The sequence below is a fragment of the Streptomyces sp. NBC_00989 genome (assembly GCF_045162655.1).
Classification (GTDB): domain Bacteria; phylum Actinomycetota; class Actinomycetes; order Streptomycetales; family Streptomycetaceae; genus Streptomyces.
The window spans coordinates 9372501-9398842 of sequence record NZ_CP108728.1; the positions used below are offsets into that span (position 1 = coordinate 9372501).

At 67.9% G+C, this 26342-nt stretch carries 18 protein-coding genes, 2 rRNA genes, 1 pseudogene and 1 riboswitch (1 of these 22 only partly in view); of the genes and pseudogenes, 15 read left to right on the forward strand and 6 right to left on the reverse strand.

Annotation, left to right across the window (positions count from 1 at the left end; genetic code table 11):
• The 12 genes and pseudogenes from OG714_RS42135 to OG714_RS42190 form a co-directional block, all read left to right on the forward strand.
• Positions 1-2811, forward strand: a 23S ribosomal RNA gene (locus tag OG714_RS42135); it begins 312 nt to the left of the window's first position.
• A 91-nt stretch (positions 2812-2902) separates the two neighbouring features.
• A 5S ribosomal RNA gene (gene rrf / locus OG714_RS42140) occupies positions 2903-3019 on the forward strand.
• Positions 3020-3129: 110 nt separating this feature from the next.
• On the forward strand, positions 3130-3738 hold the full coding sequence (locus OG714_RS42145) for a CDP-alcohol phosphatidyltransferase family protein (protein ID WP_406129053.1): 609 nt from the start codon (positions 3130-3132) through the stop codon (positions 3736-3738).
• A gap of 114 nt (positions 3739-3852) precedes the next feature.
• Positions 3853-6348 carry a sugar phosphate nucleotidyltransferase gene (locus tag OG714_RS42150; RefSeq protein WP_406129055.1) on the forward strand — a complete coding sequence of 832 codons (2496 nt, stop codon included), beginning with the start codon at positions 3853-3855 and terminating at the stop codon, positions 6346-6348.
• A 167-nt stretch (positions 6349-6515) separates the two neighbouring features.
• Complete coding sequence (locus OG714_RS42155; protein WP_406132134.1) at positions 6516-7352, forward strand: DUF881 domain-containing protein; 837 nt, start codon at positions 6516-6518, stop codon at positions 7350-7352.
• A complete protein-coding gene (locus OG714_RS42160; protein WP_019059351.1) occupies positions 7349-7681 on the forward strand; it encodes a small basic family protein in 333 nt (110 codons plus the stop codon). Before OG714_RS42155 ends, OG714_RS42160 begins: the two co-directional genes overlap by 4 nt.
• Before the next feature lie 5 nt (positions 7682-7686).
• Positions 7687-8523 (forward strand): DUF881 domain-containing protein, encoded by an 837-nt coding sequence (locus tag OG714_RS42165; RefSeq protein ID WP_406129057.1) that lies wholly within the window; start codon positions 7687-7689, stop codon positions 8521-8523.
• Positions 8524-8584: 61 nt separating this feature from the next.
• Positions 8585-9466, forward strand: coding sequence for an FHA domain-containing protein (locus OG714_RS42170; RefSeq protein WP_327405539.1), 882 nt, complete (start codon positions 8585-8587; stop codon positions 9464-9466).
• A 43-nt stretch (positions 9467-9509) separates the two neighbouring features.
• On the forward strand, positions 9510-10247 hold the full coding sequence (locus tag OG714_RS42175; protein ID WP_406129060.1) for a MerR family transcriptional regulator: 738 nt from the start codon (positions 9510-9512) through the stop codon (positions 10245-10247).
• A gap of 85 nt (positions 10248-10332) precedes the next feature.
• The gene (locus OG714_RS42180) at positions 10333-10806 is read left to right on the forward strand and encodes a bifunctional nuclease family protein (RefSeq protein WP_006123076.1); all 474 of its coding nucleotides are present in this window, start codon (positions 10333-10335) and stop codon (positions 10804-10806) included.
• Positions 10807-11021: 215 nt separating this feature from the next.
• On the forward strand, positions 11022-11666 hold the full coding sequence (locus tag OG714_RS42185; protein WP_406129062.1) for a MerR family transcriptional regulator: 645 nt from the start codon (positions 11022-11024) through the stop codon (positions 11664-11666).
• A 57-nt stretch (positions 11667-11723) separates the two neighbouring features.
• Positions 11724-13178, forward strand: a pseudogene (locus OG714_RS42190) (DNA polymerase IV); the annotation flags it as partial.
• A gap of 714 nt (positions 13179-13892) precedes the next feature.
• On the opposite strand, the gene OG714_RS42195 reads toward OG714_RS42190, so the two are convergent.
• Positions 13893-14264, reverse strand: a complete 372-nt coding sequence (locus OG714_RS42195; protein WP_406129064.1) for a PRC-barrel domain-containing protein — start codon at positions 14262-14264, stop codon at positions 13893-13895.
• Positions 14265-14378: 114 nt separating this feature from the next.
• Positions 14379-14474: riboswitch (glycine riboswitch) on the forward strand.
• Between the two features lie 187 nt (positions 14475-14661).
• On the opposite strand from OG714_RS42195, the gene gcvP reads away from it, so the two are divergent.
• Positions 14662-17547: an aminomethyl-transferring glycine dehydrogenase gene (gcvP, locus tag OG714_RS42200; protein ID WP_406129066.1), complete on the forward strand. Its 2886-nt coding sequence runs from the start codon at positions 14662-14664 to the stop codon at positions 17545-17547.
• Positions 17548-17669: 122 nt separating this feature from the next.
• Here the strand turns inward: gcvP and OG714_RS42205 are convergent, their stop codons facing one another.
• From OG714_RS42205 to modA, 3 genes are read right to left on the reverse strand one after another with little or no spacing between them, the layout of a single operon-like run.
• Positions 17670-18743 (reverse strand): ABC transporter ATP-binding protein, encoded by a 1074-nt coding sequence (locus OG714_RS42205; protein ID WP_406129068.1) that lies wholly within the window; start codon positions 18741-18743, stop codon positions 17670-17672.
• Between the two features lie 49 nt (positions 18744-18792).
• Positions 18793-19650 carry a molybdate ABC transporter permease subunit gene (modB, locus tag OG714_RS42210; RefSeq protein ID WP_406129070.1) on the reverse strand — a complete coding sequence of 286 codons (858 nt, stop codon included), beginning with the start codon at positions 19648-19650 and terminating at the stop codon, positions 18793-18795.
• A complete protein-coding gene (modA, locus tag OG714_RS42215; protein ID WP_406129071.1) occupies positions 19647-20468 on the reverse strand; it encodes a molybdate ABC transporter substrate-binding protein in 822 nt (273 codons plus the stop codon). The genes modB and modA overlap by 4 nt, the downstream gene beginning before the upstream one ends.
• A 219-nt stretch (positions 20469-20687) precedes the next feature.
• On the opposite strand from modA, the gene OG714_RS42220 reads away from it, so the two are divergent.
• A complete protein-coding gene (locus OG714_RS42220) occupies positions 20688-21176 on the forward strand; it encodes a molybdopterin-dependent oxidoreductase (RefSeq protein WP_406129073.1) in 489 nt (162 codons plus the stop codon).
• Here the strand turns inward: OG714_RS42220 and OG714_RS42225 are convergent.
• Complete coding sequence (locus tag OG714_RS42225) at positions 21091-23832, reverse strand: molybdopterin-dependent oxidoreductase (protein WP_406129075.1); 2742 nt, start codon at positions 23830-23832, stop codon at positions 21091-21093. The genes OG714_RS42220 and OG714_RS42225 overlap by 86 nt on opposite strands.
• Positions 23829-24650 carry an FAD binding domain-containing protein gene (locus tag OG714_RS42230; protein ID WP_406129076.1) on the reverse strand — a complete coding sequence of 274 codons (822 nt, stop codon included), beginning with the start codon at positions 24648-24650 and terminating at the stop codon, positions 23829-23831. Before OG714_RS42230 ends, OG714_RS42225 begins: the two co-directional genes overlap by 4 nt.
• A 180-nt stretch (positions 24651-24830) precedes the next feature.
• Here OG714_RS42230 and OG714_RS42235 point away from each other — a divergent pair, with 180 nt between their 5' ends.
• Positions 24831-26339: a helix-turn-helix domain-containing protein gene (locus OG714_RS42235; protein ID WP_406129078.1), complete on the forward strand. Its 1509-nt coding sequence runs from the start codon at positions 24831-24833 to the stop codon at positions 26337-26339.
• Positions 26340-26342 lie beyond the last annotated feature (3 nt).

A 26342-nucleotide genomic window follows, 5' to 3' on the forward strand; every position in this document is an offset into this window, starting at 1 on the left:
GGGGTTGTGGGATCTCTCTTTCACAGTCTGCCGGCTGTGAGACGAGTCAGAAACCGTTGATGTAGGCGAAGGACATGCGAAAGGTCCGGCGTAGAGGGTAAGACCCCCGTAGTCGAAACGTCAACGGCTCGTTTGAGAGACACCCAAGTAGCACGGGGCCCGAGAAATCCCGTGTGAATCTGGCGGGACCACCCGCTAAGCCTAAATATTCCCTGGTGACCGATAGCGGATAGTACCGTGAGGGAATGGTGAAAAGTACCGCGGGAGCGGAGTGAAATAGTACCTGAAACCGTGTGCCTACAAGCCGTGGGAGCGTCGCGCATTGAGTTTACTCAATGCGTCGTGACTGCGTGCCTTTTGAAGAATGAGCCTGCGAGTTTGCGGTGTGTTGCGAGGTTAACCCGTGTGGGGAAGCCGTAGCGAAAGCGAGTCCGAATAGGGCGATTTAGTAGCGCGCTCAAGACCCGAAGCGGAGTGATCTAGCCATGGGCAGGTTGAAGCGGAGGTAAGACTTCGTGGAGGACCGAACCCACCAGGGTTGAAAACCTGGGGGATGACCTGTGGTTAGGGGTGAAAGGCCAATCAAACTCCGTGATAGCTGGTTCTCCCCGAAATGCATTTAGGTGCAGCGTCGTGTGTTTCTTGCCGGAGGTAGAGCACTGGATAGGCGATGGGCCCTACCGGGTTACTGACCTTAGCCAAACTCCGAATGCCGGTAAGTGAGAGCACGGCAGTGAGACTGTGGGGGATAAGCTCCATGGTCGAGAGGGAAACAGCCCAGAGCATCGACTAAGGCCCCTAAGCGTACGCTAAGTGGGAAAGGATGTGGAGTCGCAGAGACAACCAGGAGGTTGGCTTAGAAGCAGCCACCCTTGAAAGAGTGCGTAATAGCTCACTGGTCTAGTGATTCCGCGCCGACAATGTAGCGGGGCTCAAGCGTACCGCCGAAGTCGTGTCATTCCAGCAATAGCCCCAACGGGTGCTGGGATGGGTAGGGGAGCGTCGTGTGCCGGGTGAAGCTGCAGCGGAAGCTAGTGGTGGACGGTTCACGAGTGAGAATGCAGGCATGAGTAGCGATACACACGTGAGAAACGTGTGCGCCGATTGACTAAGGGTTCCTGGGTCAAGCTGATCTGCCCAGGGTAAGTCGGGACCTAAGGCGAGGCCGACAGGCGTAGTCGATGGATAACCGGTTGATATTCCGGTACCCGCTGTGAAGCGTCAAACATCGAGCATCGTGATGCTAAGGCCGTGAAGCCGTTCCGGACCCTTCGGGGAATGGAAAGTGGTGGAGCCGCCGGCCCAAGCGGTTAGTAGGTGAGTGATGGGGTGACGCAGGAAGGTAGTCCATCCCGGGCGGTGGTTGTCCCGGGGTAAGGGTGTAGGACGAGTGGTAGGCAAATCCGCCATTCATTAAGTCTGAGACCTGATGCCGAGCCGATTGTGGTGAAGTGGATGATCCTATGCTGTCGAGAAAAGCCTCTAGCGAGTTTCATGGCGGCCCGTACCCTAAACCGACTCAGGTGGTCAGGTAGAGAATACCGAGGCGTTCGGGTGAACTATGGTTAAGGAACTCGGCAAAATGCCCCCGTAACTTCGGGAGAAGGGGGGCCATCACTGGTGATCGGATTTACTCCGTGAGCTGGGGGTGGCCGCAGAGACCAGCGAGAAGCGACTGTTTACTAAAAACACAGGTCCGTGCGAAGCCGTAAGGCGATGTATACGGACTGACGCCTGCCCGGTGCTGGAACGTTAAGGGGACCGGTTAGTCACTCTTCGGGGTGGCGAAGCTGAGAACTTAAGCGCCAGTAAACGGCGGTGGTAACTATAACCATCCTAAGGTAGCGAAATTCCTTGTCGGGTAAGTTCCGACCTGCACGAATGGCGTAACGACTTCTCGACTGTCTCAACCATAGGCCCGGTGAAATTGCACTACGAGTAAAGATGCTCGTTTCGCGCAGCAGGACGGAAAGACCCCGGGACCTTTACTACAGTTTGATATTGGTGTTCGGTTCGGCTTGTGTAGGATAGCTGGGAGACTGTGAACTCTGGACGCCAGTTCAGGGGGAGTCGTCGTTGAAATACCAGTCTGGTCGTGCTGGATGTCTAACCTGGGTCCGTGATCCGGATCAGGGACAGTGTCTGATGGGTAGTTTAACTGGGGCGGTTGCCTCCTAAAGAGTAACGGAGGCGCCCAAAGGTTCCCTCAGCCTGGTTGGCAATCAGGTGTTGAGTGTAAGTGCACAAGGGAGCTTGACTGTGAGACCGACGGGTCGAGCAGGGACGAAAGTCGGGACTAGTGATCCGGCGGTGGCTTGTGGAAGCGCCGTCGCTCAACGGATAAAAGGTACCCCGGGGATAACAGGCTGATCTTCCCCAAGAGTCCATATCGACGGGATGGTTTGGCACCTCGATGTCGGCTCGTCGCATCCTGGGGCTGGAGTCGGTCCCAAGGGTTGGGCTGTTCGCCCATTAAAGCGGTACGCGAGCTGGGTTTAGAACGTCGTGAGACAGTTCGGTCCCTATCCGCTGCGCGCGCAGGAACATTGAGAAGGGCTGTCCCTAGTACGAGAGGACCGGGACGGACGAACCTCTGGTGTGCCAGTTGTTCTGCCAAGGGCATGGCTGGTTGGCTACGTTCGGGAGGGATAACCGCTGAAAGCATCTAAGCGGGAAGCCTGCTTCGAGATGAGTGTTCCCACCCCCTTGAGGGGTTAAGGCTCCCAGTAGACGACTGGGTTGATAGGCCGGATCTGGAAGGCGGGTAACCGCTGGAGGTGACCGGTACTAATAGGCCGAGGGCTTGTCCTCAGTTGCTCGCGTCCACTGTGTTGGTTCTGAAACCACGAACAACCCCATTGCCATGGTCACGGTGATGGTGCGGTTGTCTGTTTCATAGTGTTTCGGTGGTCATAGCGTGAGGGAAACGCCCGGTTACATTCCGAACCCGGAAGCTAAGCCTTACAGCGCCGATGGTACTGCAGGGGGGACCCTGTGGGAGAGTAGGACGCCGCCGAACTCCTTTTAGAGCTCTGGCTCTTGGGCATGCAGCCCAAGAGCCAGAGCTTTTTTGCGTTGGGGTAAGGTCAGGGGGAATCGTTGGCTCGTTTTCCCACAGGAGGCCCCCGGGTGGAGGTCCAGGAGACCCGCGTCCAGACAGACCGGGTGCTCACCATCCCGAACATCCTCAGCATGGCGCGCCTGGTCGGCGTACCCATCTTCCTGTGGTTGATCCTCAGGCCCGAGTTCGGAGGGCCCAAGAGTGACGGCTGGGCGCTTCTGGTGCTGATGCTGAGCGGGATCAGCGACTACCTGGACGGCAAGCTCGCGCGGCGCTGGAATCAGATCAGCAGTCTCGGCCGGCTCCTGGATCCCGCCGCGGACCGGCTCTACATTCTCTCGACTCTCGTCGGACTCACCTGGCGCGAGATTCTGCCAATCTGGTTGACCGCCGCACTACTGGCGCGAGAGCTGGTCCTGCTGGTGGTGGTGGGCATCCTCAGGCGGCACGGCTATCCGCCGCTGCAGGTGAACTTCCTGGGCAAGGCCGCTACGTTCAACCTGATGTACGCCTTCCCGTTGCTGCTGCTCAGTGACGGAAGTGGATGGCTCCCCTCACTCGCAGCCATTTTCGGATGGGCGTTCGCAGGATGGGGTACAACGCTCTACTGGTGGGCAGGAGTCCTCTACGTGGTACAAGTCCGCCGCCTACTGCGTGCGGACGCCATGGCCGACTGACCTTGCCGATTGGGCGGTAACAGTCGCTCGATGGCCCGTTGCGCAAAAGTGCGGGACAATCTGGACTGGTGAAGTCGGCTAGACCGTCGTCTCGCAGAGGAGGACGCTTCCGACATGAAGGCCGTCGTGATGGCCGGAGGCGAAGGCACACGCCTTCGCCCCATGACCTCAAGCATGCCCAAGCCACTGTTGCCCGTGGTCAATCGACCGATCATGGAGCACGTGCTCAGGCTGCTCAAAAGGCATGGGCTCAATGAGACCGTAGTCACCGTGCAGTTCCTGGCCTCGCTGGTCAAGAACTACTTCGGTGACGGCGAAGAGCTTGGGATGGAGCTCTCGTATGCCAATGAGGAGAAGCCACTCGGTACCGCCGGAAGCGTCAAGAACGCCGAAGAGGCGTTGAAGGACGATGCCTTCGTCGTCATTTCCGGTGATGCCCTGACCGACTTCGACCTCACCGAACTGATCAATTTCCACAAGGAAAAGGGTGCGCTGGTCACGGTCTGTCTGACCCGGGTGCCCAATCCGCTGGAATTCGGCATCACCATCGTCGACGAAGAGGGAAAGGTCGAGCGTTTCCTCGAGAAGCCGACCTGGGGTCAGGTTTTCTCGGACACCGTGAACACGGGCATCTATGTGATGGAGCCCGAAGTCTTCGACTATGTCGAGGCCGATGTTCCCGTCGACTGGTCCGGCGATGTCTTCCCGCAGTTGATGAAGGAAGGCAAGCCGGTCTACGGCTTTATCGCCGAGGGCTACTGGGAAGATGTCGGCACCCACGAGAGCTATGTGAAGGCGCAGGCCGATGTCCTGGAGGGCAAGGTCGACGTCGAGATCGACGGCTTCGAGCTGTCGCCGGGCGTATGGGTGGCCGAGGGTGCCGAGGTGCACCCCGACGCGGTTCTCCGCGGGCCGCTGTACATCGGTGACTACGCCAAGGTCGAGGCCGGCGCCGAAATCCGTGAGCACACCGTCATCGGATCCAACGTCGTCGTGAAGACCGGGGCTTTTCTGCACCGGGCCGTCGTGCACGACAACGTGTACGTCGGGCAGCACAGCAATCTTCGCGGCTGCGTCGTCGGAAAGAACACCGACATCATGCGTGCGGCCCGGATCGAGGACGGCGCCGTCATCGGTGACGAGTGCCTGATCGGTGAAGAATCGATCGTGCAGGGCAATGTGCGGGTCTACCCGTTCAAGACGATCGAAGCCGGTGCCTTCGTCAACACGTCGGTCATCTGGGAGAACAGAGGGCAGGCGCATCTCTTCGGCGCGCGCGGTGTGTCCGGGATCCTGAACGTGGAGATCACGCCGGAGCTCGTCGTCCGTCTCGCCGGCGCCTACGCCACGACCCTCAAGAAGGGGTCCACGGTCACCACGGCCCGCGACCACTCCCGAGGAGCCCGTGCGCTCAAGCGGGCGGTCATCTCCGCCTTGCAGACCAGCGCAATCGACGTACGGGACCTGGAGAACGTACCGCTGCCCGTGGCCCGGCAGCAGACCGCGCGGGGCAGTGCGGGCGGGATCATGATCCGGACCACACCTGGTGTGCCGGACTCCGTCGACATCATGTTCTTCGACAGCCAGGGCGCCGACCTCTCGCAGGGGAGTCAGCGAAAGCTGGACCGGGTGTTCGCGCGCCAGGAGTACCGGCGTGCGTTCCCCGGTGAGATCGGGGATCTGCACTTCCCGGCCAGCGTCTTCGACTCGTACACCGGGTCCCTGTTGCGGAACGTCGACACGACCGGGATCGCCGACTCCGGCCTGAAGGTCGTGGTGGACGCGTCCAACGGCAGCGCCGGGCTCGTGCTGCCCAGCCTGCTCGGCAAGCTCGGTGTGGACTCGCTGACGATCAATCCCGGTCTCGACGAGTCCAGGCCGACCGAGACCGCGGACACACGGCGGTCGGGGCTGGTGCGGCTCGGCGAGATCGTGGCCTCCGCGCGGGCCGCGTTCGGGGTGCGGTTCGACCCCGTCGGTGAGCGGCTTTCACTCGTCGACGAGAAGGGGCGGATCGTCGAGGACGACCGGGCCCTGCTCGTGATGCTCGACCTGGTGGCCGCGGAGCGGCGCAGCGGGCGGGTGGCGCTGCCGGTGACCACCACGAGGATCGCCGAGCAGGTGGCGGCGTACCACGGGACGCAGGTCGAGTGGACGACGACCTCGCCGGACGACCTGACCAGGGTCGGGCGCGATGAGACGACCATCTTCGGCGGTGACGGCAAGGCCGGGTTCATCATCCCGGAGTTCAGCAGCGTCTTCGACGGTGCCGCCGCCTTCGTACGGCTCATCGGGCTGGTGGCGCGGACGCAGTTGACGCTCAGCCAGATCGACGCCCGGATTCCTCGGGCGCATGTCCTGAAGCGGGACCTGGCTACTCCCTGGGCCGTCAAGGGACTTGTGATGCGCCGGGTCGTGGAAGCGGCCGGCGATCGCTTTGTCGATACGACGGACGGTGTGCGGGTCGTGGAGACCGACGGGCGCTGGGTGATGGTGCTGCCCGACATCGCCGAGGCGGTCACGCATCTGTGGGCCGAAGGGCCCGACGACGCCTCCGCGCAGGCCCTGTTGGACGAGTGGTCGGCGGTCGTGGACAGCGCCGGACGGTAAAACACGGAGCACGCGCGCGTGCCGGACATGTCTCCCCAAGGGGGCCTGTCCGGCACGCCGGTGGGGCCATTCGGAGGTACAGGCCACCACGTGCGACGATGTGCGGCATGCCGCAGCAGCCCCCCGTTCGGAGCACACCCACGCGCCCTGCGCGCCCGGACGCGTCCATGTCGCTGCTCACCAATGTCATGGACCACAGTCTCGACGACGGCTACGCCGAGGCGGCCGCCCGGAAGAAGGCCGCGGGCGAGAGCGGCATGCCGAAGACCCTCCGGGCGAAGCTCGGTCTCGCCGCCGGCCTGGTGCTGGCGGCGCTCGTCGTGACCGTAGGAGCGGCACAGGCGCGTGTGGCCGCTCCCGTGGTGGCCAAGGAGCGCCAGGAGCTGATCGATCGTATCGACAAGGAGACCACGTCGGCGGACAAGCTGGAGGGCTCCGTCGACACGCTCCGGGACGATGTGAGCGCGCGGCAGCGGGCGGCGCTGAAGACCAGCGGTGGCAGCGGGCAGGCTGACCTGGTGAGCATGCTGTCCGGTGCCACCGCGGTGCACGGTCCCGGTGTGAAGCTCGTCGTCGACGACGCGAAGGAAGCCAGTAGCGGCGGAGGCGACAACCCGCGTGAGACAGCGGACTTCTCCGACACCGGGCGGGTGCGCGACCGCGACATGCAGCGCGTCGTCAACGGACTGTGGGCGGCGGGCGCCGAGGCCGTGTCCATCAACGGGCAGCGGCTGACGGCACTGTCCGCGATCAGGGCCGCGGGTGACGCGATACTGGTCGACAACAGGCCACTGGTGCCGCCTTATACGGTGCTCGCGGTGGGGGACGGCCAGCGACTGAGCACCAGGTTCCAGAACGCTGCCGACGGGCTCTATCTGCACGCCCTGGAAGACAACTACGGCATCAGGGCGACCATCGCCGTGGAGAGCGATCTCCGGCTGCCCGCCGCGCCGAGTGTGATCGTACGTACAGCACAGCCGAGAACTGAGAAGGGCACATCGTGATCGCCGTACTGGGCCTCATCGTGGGAGTGGTGGCCGGAATCCTGGTCCGGCCTGAGGTGCCGGTGGTCGTGGAGCCCTATCTTCCGATCGCCGTGGTCGCGGCGCTCGACGCGGTCTTCGGCGGGCTGCGGGCCATGCTCGACGGCATCTTCGACGACAAGGTCTTCGTGGTGTCGTTCCTGTCGAACGTGGTCGTGGCCGCGCTGATCGTGTTCCTGGGCGACAAGCTGGGCGTCGGCGCCCAGCTGTCCACGGGGGTCGTGGTCGTTCTCGGGATCCGCATCTTCTCCAACGCGGCTGCCATTCGCCGGCACGTCTTCCGGGCGTGAGGTCGATGAGCAACGAAGACGAGCGGCCGGAACACAGGCTGCGCAGGGAACTGCCCGACGAGGTCCAGGCGTCTGCTTCCTCGGAGGCACCTGTTCCCGAGGTGAAGTCCGGGCCCACCGTGACCGGCCGGCAGCGGCTGGTGCAGGGGCTGTGGCCGCCGCGCGTGAGCCGGGCCCAACTCATCGTCGCGGTGCTGCTGTTCGGCCTCGGTTTCGGGCTGGCCGTACAGGTCGCCTCGAACAGCAACAGCGACAGTGCGCTGCGTGGGGCACGCCAGGAAGATCTTGTGCGCATTCTCGATGAACTGGATGACCGTACTCAGCGTCTTGAGGACGAGAAGCAGGGTCTGCAGAAACAGCGCGACGAGCTGGAGAACAGCTCCGACCAGGCCGAGGAGGCCCGCAAGCAGACGGCCGAGAAGGAGAAGCAACTCGGCATTCTGGCGGGCACCGTGGCCGCGCAGGGACCCGGCATCACGATGACCATCGACGACACGAAGGGAACGGTCGAGGCGGACATGCTGCTCGACGCGGTCCAGGAGTTGCGCGCGGCCGGCGCGGAGGCGATCCAGGTGAACGACGTAAGGGTCGTCGCCAACACGTATCTGACGGACTCCGGCAAGAGCGTGAGCGTCGACGGGAACAAGATCAACGCCCCCTATCGTTTCAAGGTCATCGGCAAGCCGCAGGATCTCGAACCGGCGCTCAACATCCCTGGAGGCGTGGTGCAGACTCTCGAGAAGGAGCAGGCCACCGTTACCGTCGAGCGGTCGGCCAAGATCGTCGTGGATGCCTTGCGGGCGGCGAAGCAGCCTGACTACGCTCGGTCGTCCTCCCGGTGAACCGCGGGTGCATGGGGGCCGTAGTGCGAGGGCATGAGGTTGCGGGGGGTCGACGCACCGATTGGGTGGTGCGTGGTGGAAACTGTCTGGTGGATACGGACGTTGTGAGGATGTCCGGGTCAACCGGTGTGTTCAATCAGGGTTCGTCCTGCCCCACGGGCGGGTCTGTTTCGGTCAAGGGGAATCGCCCGTGAAGTTGTTTGCGAAGTTGTTCGGCAAGAGTGCGAAAGAGAGCAGCGACAACCAGACCGCTCGCCACCGCGCACAACCGGACGCAGAAGGCCAGCGCCCGTTGTTCCGCGACCAGGTCGCGGGCCAGGGCGCGCCGTCGGTTGACCCTGCGCAGTCCGGCGACATAGGTTTCGGGCAACCGTCAACCTCAAGTACGGGTGGAGGGTTTTCCCCTATGTCGGCCCTGGTGTGTACGAGGTGCGGTAACCGCAACGCGGAGAACAGCCGCTTCTGCTCCAACTGCGGTGCGCCGCTGCGCCCCGGCGCGACCCCGGAGCGTCCGTCCGAGACGACGTCCACGATCTCCATCTCCGGTCTTGAGGCCTACGACGCCGAGGTGACCGGTCAGACGCAGATGCCGACGCTCTCCCCGGAGGCGCAGGCCGCCGTCGACGCGCTGCCGTTGGGCTCGGCGCTGCTGGTGGTGCGTCGCGGTCCCAACTCGGGCAGCCGCTTCCTGCTGGACGGCGAGCTGACCACGGCCGGCCGTCATCCGCAGAGCGACATCTTCCTGGACGACGTGACGGTCTCGCGCCGGCATGTGGAGTTCCGGCGCTCTCCTGACGGTTCGTTCACGGTCGCCGACGTCGGCAGTCTGAACGGCACGTACGTCAACCGCGAGCGCATCGACTCGGTCTCGCTGGCGAACGGTGACGAGGTACAGATCGGCAAGTACCGGCTGGTGTTCTACGCGAGCCAGCGGGGTTACTGACCCTCCCTCGGACTGTGTCCGGGGGATTCCCCCAGGAAGGTCCATGCTTCAAACACCGAGCGGCGGTGCCGGGCACGGTACCGCCGCCGCGGACACAGGGCTGATGAGCATCGGCACGGTGCTGAACGTGCTGCGCGACGAGTTTCCCGAAGTCACCATCTCCAAGATTCGTTTCCTGGAGTCGGAGGGCCTCATCGAGCCGCAGCGGACCCCTTCCGGGTACCGCAAGTTCAGCCCTGCCGACGTCGAGCGCCTCGGCCATGTCCTGAGGATGCAGCGGGACCACTATCTGCCGCTCAAGGTGATCCGCGAGCACCTCGACGCCATGGAGCGCGGGGAGGCCGCGCCCCTGCCCACCGTGGGGCGTCAGCGGGACGGCGAGGTCGTCCTGGAGCCCGTGGAGGGGCCCACGGCGGCCCGGATCGGACGGGCCGAGCTGATGGCCGCCGCCGGGATCGGCGAGCGGGAGCTCGATGAGTGGGAGTCGTACGGACTCATCGCGCCGCTGCCGGACGGGGTTTACGACGCGGAAGCCGTCACCGTGGCCGGACTTGTCCTCGAACTCGGGCGGTTCGGGATCGAACCGCGGCACCTGCGCGCCATGAAGGCCGCCGCGGACCGTGAGGCCGGGCTCGTCGACCAGGTGGTGGCCCCGCTCAAGCGCCACCGCAATCCGCAGACCAGGGCCCACGCGGAGGCCCGTACGAAGGAGCTGGCGGGGCTCACGGTGAAGCTGCACGCGGCTCTGGTGCAGACCGCGCTCGGTGTGCGGCTGCCCTGAGACGGGCGGCCCCGCGGCTGCCTGATCGGTCACCCGTTCTCGGCCCGACTACCCAAACGTCCCGGGCACGGCCTAGGGTTGCTGTGTGAACGAGCTCGATGTCGTAGGTGTCCGGGTCGAAATGCCCTCCAACCAACCGATCGTGCTCCTGCGTGAAGTGGGAGGCGACCGCTACCTCCCCATCTGGATCGGGCCCGGGGAGGCGACGGCGATCGCCTTCGCGCAGCAGGGCATGGCCCCCGCACGACCGCTGACCCACGACCTGTTCAAGGACGTGCTGGAGGCCGTCGGCCAGGAGCTGACCGAAGTGCGCATCACGGATCTGCGGGAGGGCGTCTTCTATGCGGAGCTGGTCTTCGCCAGCGGCGTCGAGGTGAGCGCCCGCCCGTCCGACGCCATAGCGCTGGCACTGCGCACCGGGACGCCGATCTACGGCAGTGACGGTGTGCTCGACGACGCGGGCATCGCGATCCCGGACGAGCAGGAGGACGAGGTGGAGAAGTTCCGCGAGTTCCTCGACCAGATCTCGCCCGAGGACTTCGGCACCAACAGCCAGTGAGCCGAGGGTCGGCGAAGAAATGCTGGCATTTGCCACCGGCGTGTGAGAGCGTCCTGCGGCTCTCCGCGAGCGCATTCGGCTAGCCTTTCCCCGCGGTGGGACACGGGAAACCACTCCTTGGGTGATTATCACTCGGCGTGCCGAGTGTGGCGATCGTTGACGCACCCCTGGTGACTGCCTACCGTCGAGAAGGCAGGTCAAGGACGGAGGTCGGCGTGAGAAGCAGCGGCGACGGTACGGCTGGGGGTGCCCCGGAACGCAGTTTCGGGGACAGAGGTCCGTACCCGCTTCACGGCAGTACGGCCGATCGCATTCCGCAGCGGCCGGCGGCAGTGCCGAGCAGCGGAGGGGCGGCGTCCATGGCGTCCGAGGAGATCGGCTACCGGGGGCCCACGGCCTGTGCGGCGGCCGGCATCACCTATCGGCAACTGGACTACTGGGCGCGCACCGGGCTCGTGGAGCCCAGCGTGCGGCCCGCACACGGGTCGGGGACGCAGCGGCTCTACAGCTTCCGGGACGTCGTCGTCCTGAAGATCGTCAAGCGGTTCCTCGACACAGGCGTGTCGCTGCAGAACATCCGCAGCGCCGTCCTGCACCTGAGGGAGTGCGGCTTCCGTGATCTGGAGCGCATGACGCTGATGAGCGACGGCGCCACGGTCTACGAGTGCACCTCGCCTGACGAGGTCCACGCGCTGCTCCAGGGCGGCCAGGGCGTCTTCGGGATCGCCGTGGGGGTCGTGTGGCGGGACGTCGAGAGCGCCCTGTCGCAGCTGCACGGGGAGCGCGTCGACACCGGTGAGACGCTCGTCGGGTCCAACCCCGCCGACGAGCTGGCCAGGAGGCGCAACCGGGCCGTCTGAGGGCCCGGCGGGAGCCGTAGCGGGGCATTGTCAGTGGCGTAGGGCAGCATCGGAGATGTGAGAACCGCGCCCACGATCCTGCATCTCGACATGGATGCCTTCTTCGCCTCGGCGGAGCAGGCGTCCAAGCCGAGCCTGCGCGGGAAGGCCGTCGTCGTGGGCGGGCTCGGGCCGCGCGGGGTGGTCGCCACCGCGTCGTACGAGGCACGGGTTTTCGGGGTGAACTCGGCGATGCCCATGGCCCAGGCGCGGCGGCTCGCTCCGAACGCCGCGTATCTCGTGCCGCGCTTCGGGTTCTACCGGTCGATCAGCGAGCAGGTGATGGGGCTGCTGCGGGAGCTGTCGCCGCTGGTGGAGCCCCTGAGCCTGGACGAGGCGTTCGTGGACCTGGAGGCCGGGGGAGTGGCCTGGAACGCGGAGTCGGCGCAGGCGACCGGGGAGCGGCTGCGGGCCGACATACGGGCGGTCACGGGGCTCACGGGCTCGGTGGGTCTCGCCGCCTCCAAGATGATCGCGAAGATCGCCTCCGAGCGGGCCAAGCCGGACGGGCTCGTCCTGATCGAGCCCGGGACCGAGCGGACGTTGCTGGGGCCGTTGTCGGTGCGCACGCTGCCGGGGGTCGGACCGGCGACGGGTGATCATCTGCGGCGGGCCGGGATCACCACGGTCGACGAGATCGCCGAGGCGGGCGAGGACGAGCTCGTACGGCTGGTGGGCAAGGCGCACGGGCACGGGCTCTACGCCATGGCACTGGCGCACGACGAGCGGCCTGTGGTGGCCGAGCGGGAGACCAAGTCGGTGTCGGTGGAGGACACGTACGATGTGGACATCCATGACCGGATCCGGGTGGGGCTGGAAGTGCAGCGGCTCGCCGACCGGTGCGTGCGGCGGCTGCGGGCGGCCGGGTTGTCGGGGCGGACCATCGTGCTGAAGGTGCGGCGCTACGACTTCTCGACGCTGACCAGGTCCGAGACGCTGCGCGGGCCCACCGACGATCCGGGGGTGGTGCGGGAGGCGGCGGCCCGGTTGCTGGACTCCGTGGACACCACGGGCGGGGTACGGCTGCTCGGGGTGGGTGTGTCCGGGCTCGCCGACTACACGCAGGAGGACCTGTTCGCGCAGGCGGCGGGGGAGCCCGACCTTCTTGAGGATGAACACACGGAGGTGGAGCGGGGCGAGGAGCCGGCGGCGCCCGTCGAGCGGCGCTGGCCCGCTGGGCACGATGTGTGCCACGCCGGGTTCGGGCACGGGTGGGTGCAGGGGAGCGGGCTGGGGCGGGTCACCGTACGGTTTGAGACGCCTGAGGATTCTGGGCCGGGGCGGGTGCGGACGTTCCGGACCGACGATCCGGAGTTGGAGCCGGCGGAACCGTTGCCCTTGGTGGCGCAACGCACTGACGTGTCGCCGGGTGAGTCGGCTGCGCTGAGGGAGCGAGGTTCTGGTGATCTGTCGGTGGAGCCGTCGCCGGTGGTGGGGCGGGGGTCGGGTGGCTTGCCTGCGGGGCCGATGCCGGTGCCGACGCCAGTAGAGGTGCCGGTGGAGGTGCGAGGACCCGAGGACCGGTCGGCTGAGCCGCCGGCGTCGAGCGCGCGGCGTTCTGACGTTCCGCCCTCGACGCCGACGCCATTGGAGAGCCGAGGTCCCGTCGATTCGTCCGGGGAGCTGCTGCCCTCGGTGGAGCCGGGTGCCGATGAACCGCAGGGTGAGCCGCTGCTGTCGGTCGCGCGGCGTGGTGACGTCTTGTCCGCGGCGCCGACGTCGTTGGAGGCGCCTGCCTCCGGCGTTGCGCAGGGCTGGCCGCTGCCGTCGGTTGTGCGAGGTTCCGGTGTCGGGTCTGCCGAGTCGTTGCCGTCGGCGGAGCCGAGCTCCGAGGTTCTGCACGGTGAGCCGCTGTCGTCGGTTGGGCCTGGCCCCGATGATCCGCAGGGCGAGCTGCTGCTGCCGTCGGACGCGTGGTGATCCGAGGTCGCGTCGGTTGCGGGGCGCTCCGGTGTCAGGCCCGTCGAGCCGCTGCCCTCGGTGGTGCCAAGCCCCGGCGGTTCGCAGGTCGAGTTGCTGTCACTGGACGACGCGTGGCGTTCCAGCGTTGTGCCTGCTGCGTCGACGTCCTCGGTCGGGCCAGACACAGGTACCTCGACCGTTGCACCAACGCCCGGATACCCCGTCGGCCGCGTCAACGCCCCCAGGGATTCGACGTCCCGGTGACGAACCGGTCGTCGGATCCGCTCAGGTGTCGTCCGAGCCCGCGAGTTTGCCGAAGTCGTGGTCCGGGAGTGATGGGGGTGGGCCGACGTCGAGGCCGTAGTGGTGGTAGAGCTGGAGTTCCTGGTCGGGGGAGAGGTGGCGGCCTACTCCGAAGTCGGGGGCGTCCTTGATCAGGGAGCGGTCGAAGGGGATGTGCAGGGTGCCCTCGATCAGTTCGCTGGGCTCCAGGGGGACGAAGGCGTCTCTGGAGAACAGGCCGGTGCGTATGGCCGCCCACTCCGGTACGCCGGTCGCGTCGTCGAGGTAGACCTCGTCGATCGTGCCGATCTTGGCGCCGGTGCGGTCGAACGCCTTGCGGCCGATCAGGTTGCGCGGATCGATATCGGTCTGCACGGGCCCTCCTCCTGGTCGCAACTCATCCGTAAGCACTACAAAAGAGCACATTGGGGAAGGTGGCCACTCGAAAGCTCGGGTTCAACGCTCGCTGGTAGGCTGGCCATCGGCTGCTGACCCCGTGCGGGAGAGTCCTCCAGACTTCATCGGAGGCGCCGAAGGAGCAAATCCTCCCCGGAATCTCTCAGGCTCACGTACCGCACGGACGAGGTCACTCTGGAAAGCAGAGCGTGTGTCGTCGACGGTGTCGGCGGCTTGCGCTCTCACCGACGGTGAAAGCCGGTGACCTTCGGGTGGCCGGTGAAGCTCTCAGGTTGAGATGACAGAGGGGGAGGCCGTCCGGCACCCCGCTGTCGTGGTGCCCTCGAAGGTCGTGTCCGACCAGGAGGCCTCCCTGATGACTGTCCCTCGCATTCCGCTCTCCGAGCTCGAACAGGGCATCCCGTTCGAGCAACGCCACATCGGGCCCGACCAGGAGGCGCGGGCCAAGATGCTCGCGCAGGTCGGCTACGGCTCGCTCGACGAGCTCACGGCCGCCGCCGTCCCGGATGTGATCAAGAACGCCGACGCTCTCGATCTGCCGGGCGCCCGTACCGAGGCCGAGGTACTGGCCGAGCTGCGGTCCCTCGCGGACCGCAACGAGGTTCTCGGTTCCATGATCGGGCTCGGGTACTACGGGACCTTCACCCCGCCCGTGATCCTGCGCAACGTCATGGAGAGCCCGGCTTGGTACACGGCCTACACGCCGTATCAGCCGGAGATCTCCCAGGGGCGGCTCGAAGCCCTTCTCAACTTCCAGACGATGGTCGCCGATCTGACCGGGCTGCCGACCTCCGGTGCCTCCCTGCTCGACGAGGGGACGGCCGCCGCGGAGGCCGTGGCGCTGTCGCGGCGCATGGGGAAGAACAAAAAGGGGCTGTTCCTGGTCGACGCGGACGCGTTGCCGCAGACCATCGCCGTGATCGAGACGCGTGCTGAGCCGGCCGGTGTCGAGGTCGTCGTCGCCGATCTCAGCGAGGGCATCCCGGCCGAGATCGCCGAGCGTGAGATCAACGGCGTGCTCGTGCAGTACCCGGGCGCCTCCGGTGCCGTACGCGATATCAAGCCGTTGATCGAGCAGGCACACGGGCTCGGTGCGCTCGTCACCGTCGCCGCCGATCTGCTCGCGCTGACGCTGCTGAAGTCGCCGGGTGAGCTGGGCGCGGACATCGCGGTCGGTACGACGCAGCGGTTCGGGGTGCCGATGGGCTTCGGCGGGCCGCACGCCGGATACATGGCCGTGCACGAGAAGTTCGCGCGCAGCCTGCCGGGGCGGCTCGTGGGCGTCTCCGTCGACGCCGACGGAAACAGGGCCTACCGCCTCGCCCTGCAGACCCGCGAGCAGCACATCCGCCGCGAGAAGGCCACCAGCAACATCTGTACCGCCCAGGTGCTGCTCGCGGTGATGGCCGGCATGTACGCCGTCTACCACGGGCCCGAGGGGCTCAAGGGCATCGCGCGGCGCACGCACAGGTACGCCACGATCCTTGCCGCCGGGCTCACCGCCGGCGGTGTCGAGGTCGTGCACGGTGGTTACTTCGACACGCTCACCGCGCGCGTTCCGGGCCGGGCCGCCGAGGTCGTCGCCGCTGCCCGCGAGGACGGCGTCAACCTGTACCTCGTGGACGCCGACCAGGTGTCCATCGCCTGCGACGAGACCAGCACACGTGCCCAACTGGCCGCCGTATGGAGCGCGTTCGGGGTCGACGGCGACATTGAGGCGCTTGACGCTTCTGCCGAGGACACCTTGCCCGCCGGGCTGCTGCGCACCGATGCCTACCTCACGCACCCTGTCTTCCGGGATCACCGTTCCGAGACCGCGATGCTGCGGTATCTGCGTCGGCTCGCCGACCGGGACTACGCGCTGGACCGGGGCATGATCCCGCTCGGTTCCTGCACCATGAAGCTCAACGCGACCACCGAGATGGAGCCGGTCACCTGGCCCGAGTTCGGGCAGTTGCACCCCTTCGCGCCGGCCGAGCAGGCGCAGGGATACCTCACGCTCATCCGGGAGTTGGAGGAGCGGCTCGCCGAGGTCACCGGGTACGACAACGTGTCGTTGCAGCCCAACGCCGGTTCGCAGGGGGAGTTGGCCGGACTGCTCGCCGTACGTGGGTATCACCGTGCCAATGGCGATGAGCAGCGGACCGTGTGTCTGATTCCGTCGTCCGCGCATGGCACCAATGCCGCCAGTGCCGTGATGGCCGGGATGAAGGTCGTCGTCGTGAAGACCGCCGAGGACGGTGAGATCGACGTCGAGGATCTGCGGGCGAAGATCGAGCAGTACCGCGACGAGCTGTCGGTGTTGATGATCACTTACCCGTCCACGCACGGTGTGTTCGAGGAGCACGTCGCCGACATCTGCGCGCAGGTTCATGAGGCGGGCGGGCAGGTCTACGTCGACGGTGCCAACCTCAACGCCCTTGTGGGGCTTGCCAAGCCGGGGCATTTCGGCGGGGACGTCTCGCATCTGAATCTGCACAAGACGTTCTGCATTCCGCACGGTGGGGGTGGTCCTGGGGTCGGTCCGGTTGGTGTGCGCGCGCACCTCGCGCCGTATCTGCCGAACCACCCGTTGCAGCCTGCGGCCGGGCCGGAGACGGGAGTTGGGCCGATCTCGGCTGCTCCCTGGGGTTCCGCCGGGATTCTGCCGATCTCGTGGGCTTACGTCCGGCTCATGGGTGGTGAGGGGTTGAAGCGGGCCACGCAGGTGGCGGTGCTCAGCGCCAACTACATTGCCAAGCGCCTTGAGCCGCACTATCCGGTGCTCTACACCGGGCCGGGCGGGCTCGTCGCGCACGAGTGCATCATCGATCTGCGGCCGATCAGCAAGGCGACCGGTGTCAGCGTCGACGACATCGCCAAGCGGCTCATCGACTACGGCTTCCACGCGCCGACGATGTCGTTCCCGGTGGCCGGCACGCTGATGATCGAGCCGACGGAGTCCGAGGACCTGATCGAGCTGGACCGGTTCTGCGAGGCGATGATCGCGATTCGCGGGGAGATCGAGAAGGTCGGTGCGGGTGAGTGGCCGGCTGAGGACAACCCGTTGCGGAACGCGCCGCATACCGCTGCCGCGTTGGGTGGGGAGTGGGGGCACGCGTATACGCGTGAGGAGGCGGTCTTCCCGGCCGGGGTGTCCGTCGCGGACAAGTACTGGCCGCCGGTGCGGCGGATCGACCAGGCCTTTGGTGACCGGAACCTGGTGTGCTCGTGCCCGCCGTTGGATGCGTACGAGGACTGAGCGTTCTGCTGTGAGTGCCGCGAGGTGCCGTCCTTTTGGGTGCGGCACCGTCGTGGCTGGGCGCGCCCCGCGGCGGAGCCGCAAATCGATACAGCCCCGCGCCTCTTTGGGTGCGGGGCAGCTCAGGCCGGATATGCGTGCGTCTGGGTTGCCTTGACCGTGGCCCAGACCGACGCGCCCTGGTGCAAGTTCAGTTCGGCCGCTGCGATCGTCGTGAGGTCGGCGGTCAGGGGGAGTTCGCCGGTCAGGTCTGCGCGGATCTGGTCGCCGTGGGTTTCCAGGCCCGCTACCTCGCAGTGCCAGAGGTTGCGGGCGCTGGTGCCGGTGGGGTGGTCGCGGAAGAGGGTGACCCCGCTGGGTGGGAACGCCACGAACACCTCGCCCTGTAGGTCCTCCGTGGTCGTGATCGTGGGGCCGGTGTCGAGGGTGACCGTGTGGCCGGCGGCGTGGCCCTTGTAGAGGTTGAGGCCGACCAGTTGGGCGATGTAGTCCGTGCGCGGGTGGCGGGCGATGTCGGCCGGGACGCCCTCCTGGACGATCGTGCCCTGTTCGATCACGACCAGCCGGTCGGCCAGCACCATGGCGTCCAGCGGGTCGTGGGTGACCAGCACGGCGACCGCCTCGAACTCGGCCAGGTGGCGCCGGAGTTGGGCCCGCACCTCTAGGCGGGTACGGGCGTCCAGGGCTGCCAGGGGTTCGTCGAGGAGGAGCAGGCGCGGACGGGTCGCCAACGCCCTTGCCACGGCGACGCGTTGGGCCTGGCCGCCGGAGAGTCCGCGGGGCTTGGCGCCCGCGTGTTCGGTGAGACCCATGCGGTCCAGCCACTCGGCGGCCACCGCGCGGGACTCCGCCTTCGTCGCTCCCTGGCAGCGGGGGCCGAAGCCGACGTTGTCGAGGGCGGTCAGGTGGGGGAACAGCAGGTAGTCCTGGAAGACGACACCCACCGGGCGGGACTCCGGTGGCGTGCGGTCCAACTCCGCGCCGTCCAGCCGTAGATGACCGTCCGTCAGGCGGACCAGGCCGGCCAGGGCGCGGAGTGCTGTCGTCTTGCCGGCGCCGTTGGGGCCGAGCAGGGCGACGACGTCTCCCGGCGCGGCCGTCAGCTCTACGTCGAGGCGGAAGGTGCCGCGGTCCACGACGACGTGGGCGTCCAGGCCCTGGGCGCCGGTGAGCTGGGCGTCGGCGGGGTCGGTCATGACGTGCACGTCCAGACGGCTGATGTGCGGGCGGTCGTACGGCTGTTGCTCATGACGTGGTCATCCAGCGGTCCCGGAGGCCCGCCAGCACCGCGATCGATACTGCCAGGAGGACCAGGCTCAACGCGATGGCCGCCTCCGGGTCGTTCTGGAGGGCCAAGTACACCGCCAGCGGCATCGTCTGGGTGCGGCCGGGGAAGTTGCCGGCGAAGGTGATCGTCGCGCCGAACTCGCCCAGCGCGCGGGCCCAGGCGAGGACCGCGCCCGCCGCGATGCCCGGGGCGATCAGGGGGAGCGTGACCCGGCGGAACGCCGTGAAGCGGGAGGCGCCGAGCGTTTGGGCCGCCTCCTCGTAGCGGGGGTCCGCGGCGCGGAGCGTGCCCTCGACGCTGATGACCAGGAACGGCATCGCGACGAACGATTCCGCGACCACGACGCCGGTCGTGGTGAAGGGGAGGGTGATGCCGAACCACGAGTCCAGCCACTGTCCTACGACGCCGTTGCGGCCGAGCGCCAGGAGAAGGGCCACACCGCCCACCACCGGGGGCAGGACCAGCGGGAGTGTCACCAGGGCGCGGAGGAAGCCGCGGCCGGGGAACTCCGTGCGGGCCAGTACCCAGGCCAGCGGTACGCCCAGGACCAGGCTCACGGCCGTCGCCGCGGTCGCGCTGAACAGGGAGAGCTGGAGCGCCTGCCAGACCTCCGTGCTGGTCAGCTGCGATGGCAGGGACCGCCACGGGGCTCGTACGAGAAGGGCGATCAGGGGGAGGAGCAGGAACGCCAGCCCTACCAGCGCGGGGATCAGGAGGGGGAGCGGCACTCCCCGCCCCGTCATCCGGACACGGCGACGCCGCGGACCGCCCTTGAGAGTCTCGGCCGCGGCGTCGGAGGTGTCGAGCTGGGTCACGGCTTGAGGAAGCCCGCCGCGGAGAGCACCTTCTGGCCCTCGGCGGACTGCACCAGCGCGATGAACGCCTTGGCGGCGACGGCGTTCGGCGCGTTCTTGAGGAGGACGATCGGGTAGTCGTTGATGGCGTTGGCGGACTCCGGGAACTCCACGCCGTCCACCTTGCTGCCGGCCGCGTGCACGTCGGTCTTGTAGACGACCGCCGCGTCGGCCTCCTTCAGCTCCACCTTCGTCAGGGCGCTCTTCACGTCCTGCTCGTACGACACCGGGGTGAGCTTCAACTTGCTTGCGGTGAGGGCCTTTTGGGCCGCCGCGCCGCACGGCACCGTCTTGTCGCAGAGCACGACCTTCAGCGAGGACTTCGTGAGGTCCTTCAGCGAGGTCACCTTGTCAGGGTTGCCCGGCAGGGTGGCGATCTCCAGCTGGTTGCGGACGAAGGTGGCCGGCGTGCCGACCGCGTCCTTCTTGTCCGTCACGATCGCCATGGTCTTCGGGCTCGCGGCGGCGAACACGTCGGCCGGGGCGCCGCCGGTGATGCTCGCGGCGAGGGTGTCGCTGCCGCCGAAGCTGAACGTGACCTTGGTGCCCGGGTGCGCCTTCTCGAACTCCTTGCCCAGCGTCGTGAACGACTCCTGGAGCGAGGCGGCGGCGAAGACGGTGACCGTGCCGGACATCTTCGGGGACGCGGACGCCGAGGAGTCGGACTTCGAGGAGGACGAGTCGTCGCTGGAGGAGCAGGCGCTCAGGGCCAGCAGCGCGGCGGCTCCCGCCCCGGCAACCTGCAGGGTCCGGCGGGTCCGACGCGCGGAACGGGTCATCACGGTTCTACTCCTCTGATCTCTTCATGAAAGGGGCTCATGAAAGGGGTTGTCGCGCCCTGGGACGACCGCAACGGCCGTGCCGCGATGATACTGCCGCATTTGCAAGGCATTAGTCTCCTGTGGCATCGCATGAGCTGCACTGTTCGCTTGTGGGGTGCGCATGTGCGTTTGTACGGGAGTGCCGTCCGGGTACCACATTCCGGGAGGTGATGGCTCGTGACGCTCGCGCAGCTCGACCTGACGGGGGACCTCGCCCGCCCCGCCCGGCTGACCGTGCCCGACCTGTCCGGCTGGCCGCTGCACCGGGTGCGGGTCAGCTTCGAGTGCGCCACCAGTGGCACCCAGGTGCACCGCTTCGCGGGACCCCGGCTCTACGACGTGCTGTCCTCGGCCGGTCCCGGCTTCGACCCCGTCCGCCGCAAGGACCGGCTGCGTTTCCTGATCGCGGTCAGCGGTGCGGACGGGCACCACGCGCTGCTGTCCTGGGCCGAGATCGACCCCGACTTCGCTCATGCCCCTGTTCTGCTCGCAGTCAGCATCGACGACACCCCGCTCGACCGTGCCGGACCGCAACTGGTGCTTCCGCAGGACCGTTGCGGGGCCCGGCACATCAGTGGGATCAGGGCGATACGGGTGGACGGAGGGTACGGGGCGACCTGGCCAGTGCCAGCCACACCCGGTCGCGGGTCAGCGGAAGTTCCGTGAAACGGACGCCTGTCGCGTCCCGCAGCGCGTTGGCGAAGGCGGGCGCGACCGGGTTGAAGGGACTCTCGCTCATCGACTTGGCGCCCAACGGGCCGATGGCGTCCGCCGTTTCCATGAAGTGGACCTCGGTACGCGGCACGTCCGCGTACTGGGGGAGCCGGTAACGCCGGAAGGCCGCCGTCTCCACCGTGCCCCGCTCGTCGATGCGGACGTTCTCGAAGAGGGTCGCGCCGAGCGCCTGGGCGACCCCGCCCTCCACCTGGCCCCGGCACTGCATCGGGTTCATCACCTTGCCCGCGTCGGCCGCGTGCACGCTGCGCAGGATACGGATCTCGCCGGTGCCCGGATCGACGGCGACCCTGAACCACTGCGCGTTGAAGGCCACCGAGCGGGGCGTCCCGCCGAAGTGCCCGTCGGCGCTGAACTCCACCCCGACCGCCGCACCCGCCGCGTGCAGCTCCTTCAGGGTGAGGCGGCCGCCCGGGTGCAGTACGGCTTCCTCGGCCAACGTGCACGCAGCGCGCGGGAGTTGCAGATGGGCGGCGGCGAAGTCGAGGAGCTGGTCGGCGAGGGCGCGAGAGGCGCGGAGAGTGGCCTTGCCCGCCACCACCGTGCCCGTGGAGGCGAAGGCGCCCGTGTCATGCCGTACGACGTCCGTGTCGGACTGGCGGACGGTGATCCGGTCGACGGTGGTGGCGAGTTCACCGGCCGCGATCTGGCGGTGGACCGTGGTCGTGCCGTTGCCGAACTCGGCTGTGCCTACGGCGAGATCGAAGCTTCCGTCGGGGAGGAGGCTCGCCTTCGCGTCGGCGATGTGGCCGCCGGGCGGGCCGGTCGCGATCATCGCCAGGGCCGTGCCCTCGCCCACCAGCCAGCCGTCCGGGGGGAGTTGGGAAGCAGGTTCCGCCTGCGCCCGGCGGACGATGGCGATGCACTGGTCGAGGCCGTAGCTCGCGATGTGCAGGTCCTCCTCCTCGCCGCCGGGGGAGAGCATCGGCTCGCCGGGGCCGATGATGTTCTTCGCCTTGAACTCCAGAGGGTCCAGGCCGAGTTGGCGGGCGAGTTCGTCGAGCGCCGACTCCACGGCGAACATCACCTGGCCGAGGCCGTAGCCGCGGAAGGCGCCCGCCGGGACGGTGTGCGTGTAGACGGAGAAGGCGTCGACCTTCTTGTGCGGGGCTCGGTAGACGGCCATCGACTCGCCGACGCTGTGGAACATGACGGCGGGGCCGTGGTTGCCGTAGGCGCCGGTGTTGGAGACAACTCGTAGCCGGAGTGCGGTGAGTTGGCCGTCGCGGCGGGCGCCCGCCTTCACGTTGATGGTGAACGGGTGGCGGGTGGTCGCGCCGTAGAACTGTTCGGCGCGGGTGTACTCCAGTTTCACCGGGCGGCGCAGGCGCAGGACCGCGAGGGCGACGATGTCCTCGACGAGCATCTCCTGCTTGCCGCCGAAGCCGCCGCCGACCCGGCCGGCGACGACCCGCACCTGCTCCTCGGGGAGGTCGTACAGCGCGCAGAGGGCGCGGCGGGTGAGGAACGGGGTCTGCGAACTGGTGCGCACCGTAAGCCTGTTGTCCTCGTCGAACCACGCCACCGCGCCGTGCGTCTCCAGGCTCGCGTGCTGGACGCGCTGGGTGCGGTAGGTGTCCTCGTAGACGGCGTCGGCCTCGGCGAAGCCCGTCTCCACGCTGCCGATCTCGCCGTGTGCCTCGCCCACGACGTTGTTCTGCGGGCGGGAGATGCGGGCCGTAGCGGCGTCCTTGTCGTGGACGACCGGGGCGCCGGGGCGCATCGCCTGCTCCGGGTCGAGGACGGCGGGCAGGATCTCGTACGTCACCTCGACGCGTCGGCAGCCCTCCTCGGCGGCGGCCTCGCTGTCGGCGACGACGGCGGCGACGCGTTGACCGACGTAGCGGACGGTGTCGTCGAGGACGCGGGTGTCGTCCGGGTCCTCCGTGGGGTGCTCGTGGCGGGCCGTGGAGAAGTGGCGTTCCGGGGCGTCGTAGTGAGTGAACACCGCTTGTACGCCCGGGACTTGGAGGGCGGCCTCGGTGTCGATCGCGGTGATGCGGGCGTGGGCGTGCGGGGAGCGGAGGAGCTTCATGTGGAGCAGGCCGGGGACGTCGATGTCGAAGGTGTAGCGGGCGGTGCCGGTGACCACCTGGGGTCCGGCCGGGGCGGGGAGGTTGCGGCCGACCGCCTCGCCCGCGCCCGGTGCCTCGGCGTGGCAGACGCCTCGTACCGCGTCCTCGATGGCGCGGTAGCCGGTGCAGCGGCACAGGTTGCCCTTGAACGCCCTTGGCAGGTCGGTGAGTTGGTCCTCGTTCAGGGCCGCCGTCGTCATCAGGAAGCCGGCCGTGCAGAAGCCGCACTGGAAGCCCTGGGCGTCCAGGAACTTCCGCTGCACCGGGTGGAGTTCGCCGTCCTCGGTGGCCAGGCCCTCGACCGTGGTGACGGCGCGGCCGTCGGCGCGGAAGGCCGGGTAGAGGCAGCTGTGCACCGGCTCGCCGTCCACGTGGACCGTGCAGGCGCCGCAGTCGCCCGCGTCGCAGCCCTTCTTCACGCCGAACCAGCCGAGCTCGCGGAGGTATGTGCGCAGACACTGACCCGGGCGGGGTTCCTCGGCGAAGGACCGGCCGTTGACCTCGATCTTCATGCTGCCGTCTCTCCCAGCTCCCGGCGGATCTCCTCCGCGTAGCGGAATGTCATGTGCGCCCGCCATTCCGGCAACCCGTGGATGTCGTCGAACCACTCGTCGTCCGCGACGGAGGAGGCGATGGCCGTGCGCAGTTGCTCCGCCGTCAGTGGCAGCGGGAACAACACGCGGAACGGACGGACCGTCGACGCGGTGATCGTCAGCGCGAGCGAGCTGTCGAGCGGGTCCAGGGTGCCGATGACCAGGACTCCGGATCGGCCGAGGCCGTAGAGGGAGGCCTGGCGGAAGGCCGTACGGCAGGTCAGGGCGCGGGCCGGGACCGTGATCGAGCGGAGCAGTTCGCCGTCGGCAAGGTCCTTGCGGCCCGCGCCGGTGACGAAGTCGGCGACGCGGACCCGGCGGCGTAGGCCGTCCTGGGACAGGAGGAGGCACTCGGCGTCCAGGGCGGCCGTGAGGGAGATCATCGGGCCCGCGGGCAGGGCGTTGCAGAGGTTGCCGCCGACCGTCGCCATGTTCCAGATCTTGAAGGAGGCGAGGAAGGCGCGGCAGCACTGCTCGAAGAGCGGGGCCGCGGTGGTCGTCAACTCCTGTGCGAAACGGGAGAGTTGGGCGATCGTGCAGGTCGCGGCGATTTCCAGGGAGCCGTCCGGGTGCCGTTCGACGGGTGTCCAGCCGGTGCGGCTCAGGTCCACCAGGCGGCGCAGGTGCGGTTGCGGCTCGGAGAAGAGATATGTGCCGCCGCCGAGCCAGGCGTCGCCCGGCCGCCAGCGGGTCGGCTGCCGGGCGTCGAGGATCTCGGCCACCGTGTTCAGGTCCATGACCGCCAGTGAAGCAACGCGGACCCGGTCGGGACGACTGGTTCACAGCACGGAAACGCCGACGTTCCACGGCCGGACACTGGAGGATCGACCAAGAGGCGTTTCGGCCGATTGGTCTGGCACTTACCATGCAATCACTCGCATTCACCTGGCGAATGCGAGATGCGAGGAGCCGGAACCATGCACGTCGAACACCTTCTTCAGGACGAGTCCCTCGGCCTGCGCCTGCTGTGGGCCGAGGACGCCCAGCTGGCCCGGGAGATCAGCGGAGTGACCGTGACCGACCTGGAGGACCCCGCGCGGTTCGTGCGGCGGGACGAGGTCGTGCTGAGTGGGCTCGTGTGGTGGTCGGCCGAGGACGGGCCCGGGCGGGCCGAGCGGTTCGTGTCCGCGCTGCGTGGGGCGGGCGCCGCCGCGCTGCTCGCGGGGGAGGAGACGCACGGGTCGGTGCCGGACGACCTCGTCGAGGCCTGTGTGCGGCACGGGCTGCCGGTGGCCGCCGTACCGGCGCACATCATGTTCCGCGCGATCACCGACACCGTGTACCTCGGGCGCTGGGGCGAGCTGAGCCGTCGGCACACGCTGCCGGAGAACGTGCGGGGGCGGCTGAGCCGGATGGCCGCGCAGGGTGCGGGGCCGGAGGCGATCGTGGCTACGGCCTTCGCGCATCTCGAACGGGCCGTCGCGTATGTCCTCACGCCCTCCGGGCGGACGGTCGCGGCGACACGGAGCGCGGGGGCGATACCGGTGGGGAAGGCGGCCGGCCTGCTGGCGGAGGCCGTGCCCGTCGATGCGGACGGGGTCTCGCCGTACGAGCGGTGGCACCTCTGCCTTCCCGACCCCGACGACGCGCCGCCACGCATGGTGCACGAGCTGGCCTCCGTGCTGGGGCGCTGCCAGGAGGCGCGGGTGCGGGCGCGGGCCGTAGAGCGGCAGACGGCCGATGAGTTGGGGGCGTTGCTCGCCGTGCCGGGTGTCGATGGCGCGGTTGTGGCGGCGGCGGTACGGGCCTGTGGGTTGCCGGACGACGGGCCGTATCGGGTGCTTGTCGCGGAGACCGGGGCGCAGCGGGCGGGTCTTGCGGAGGGGGCACTGGCCGAGGCGGTCGCGCATGTGGTGCCGGGCCTCGCGGATGTGGTGCCCGGGGTGGGGGCTGTGGGGCGGCTGCCGGACGGGGCCGCGTTCGCGGTCGTGGCCGGGGCGGAGGCCGACGCGCTGCACGAGGCGTGGCCGCTCGTCGCCGCAGCCGAACCAGCCGTGCCGCTCTACGGCGGGACCGGAGCGCCCGTCGGCGGCGCGGGGGAGCTCAACGGCGCGCTGGCAGAGGCGCGTTACGCACTCGCCTCGGCGCGGAGCACCGCCGCGTCCGGCGGCTCCGCGCTCACCGACGCTGCCACCCTCACGGGGCTCGACGCGTTGCTCACCGGTGTTCCGGCCGAGGTCCGTACCGCCTACAGCCGGACCGTGCTCGGTGAACTGCGGTCCAACACCGTGCTGTTGGAGACGCTGGAGACCTTCCTGGCCTGTGACGGTTCCTGGGCGCGGACGGCGGAGGCGCTGCATCTGCACGTCAACTCCGTGCACTACCGGATCGGGCGCATCGAGCACTTCACCGGCCGCGACCTCTCCCGCCTCTACGACCGACTCGACCTGTGGGCGGCCCTGTTGTGCCGGGCGGATGCGGCTTAGCCT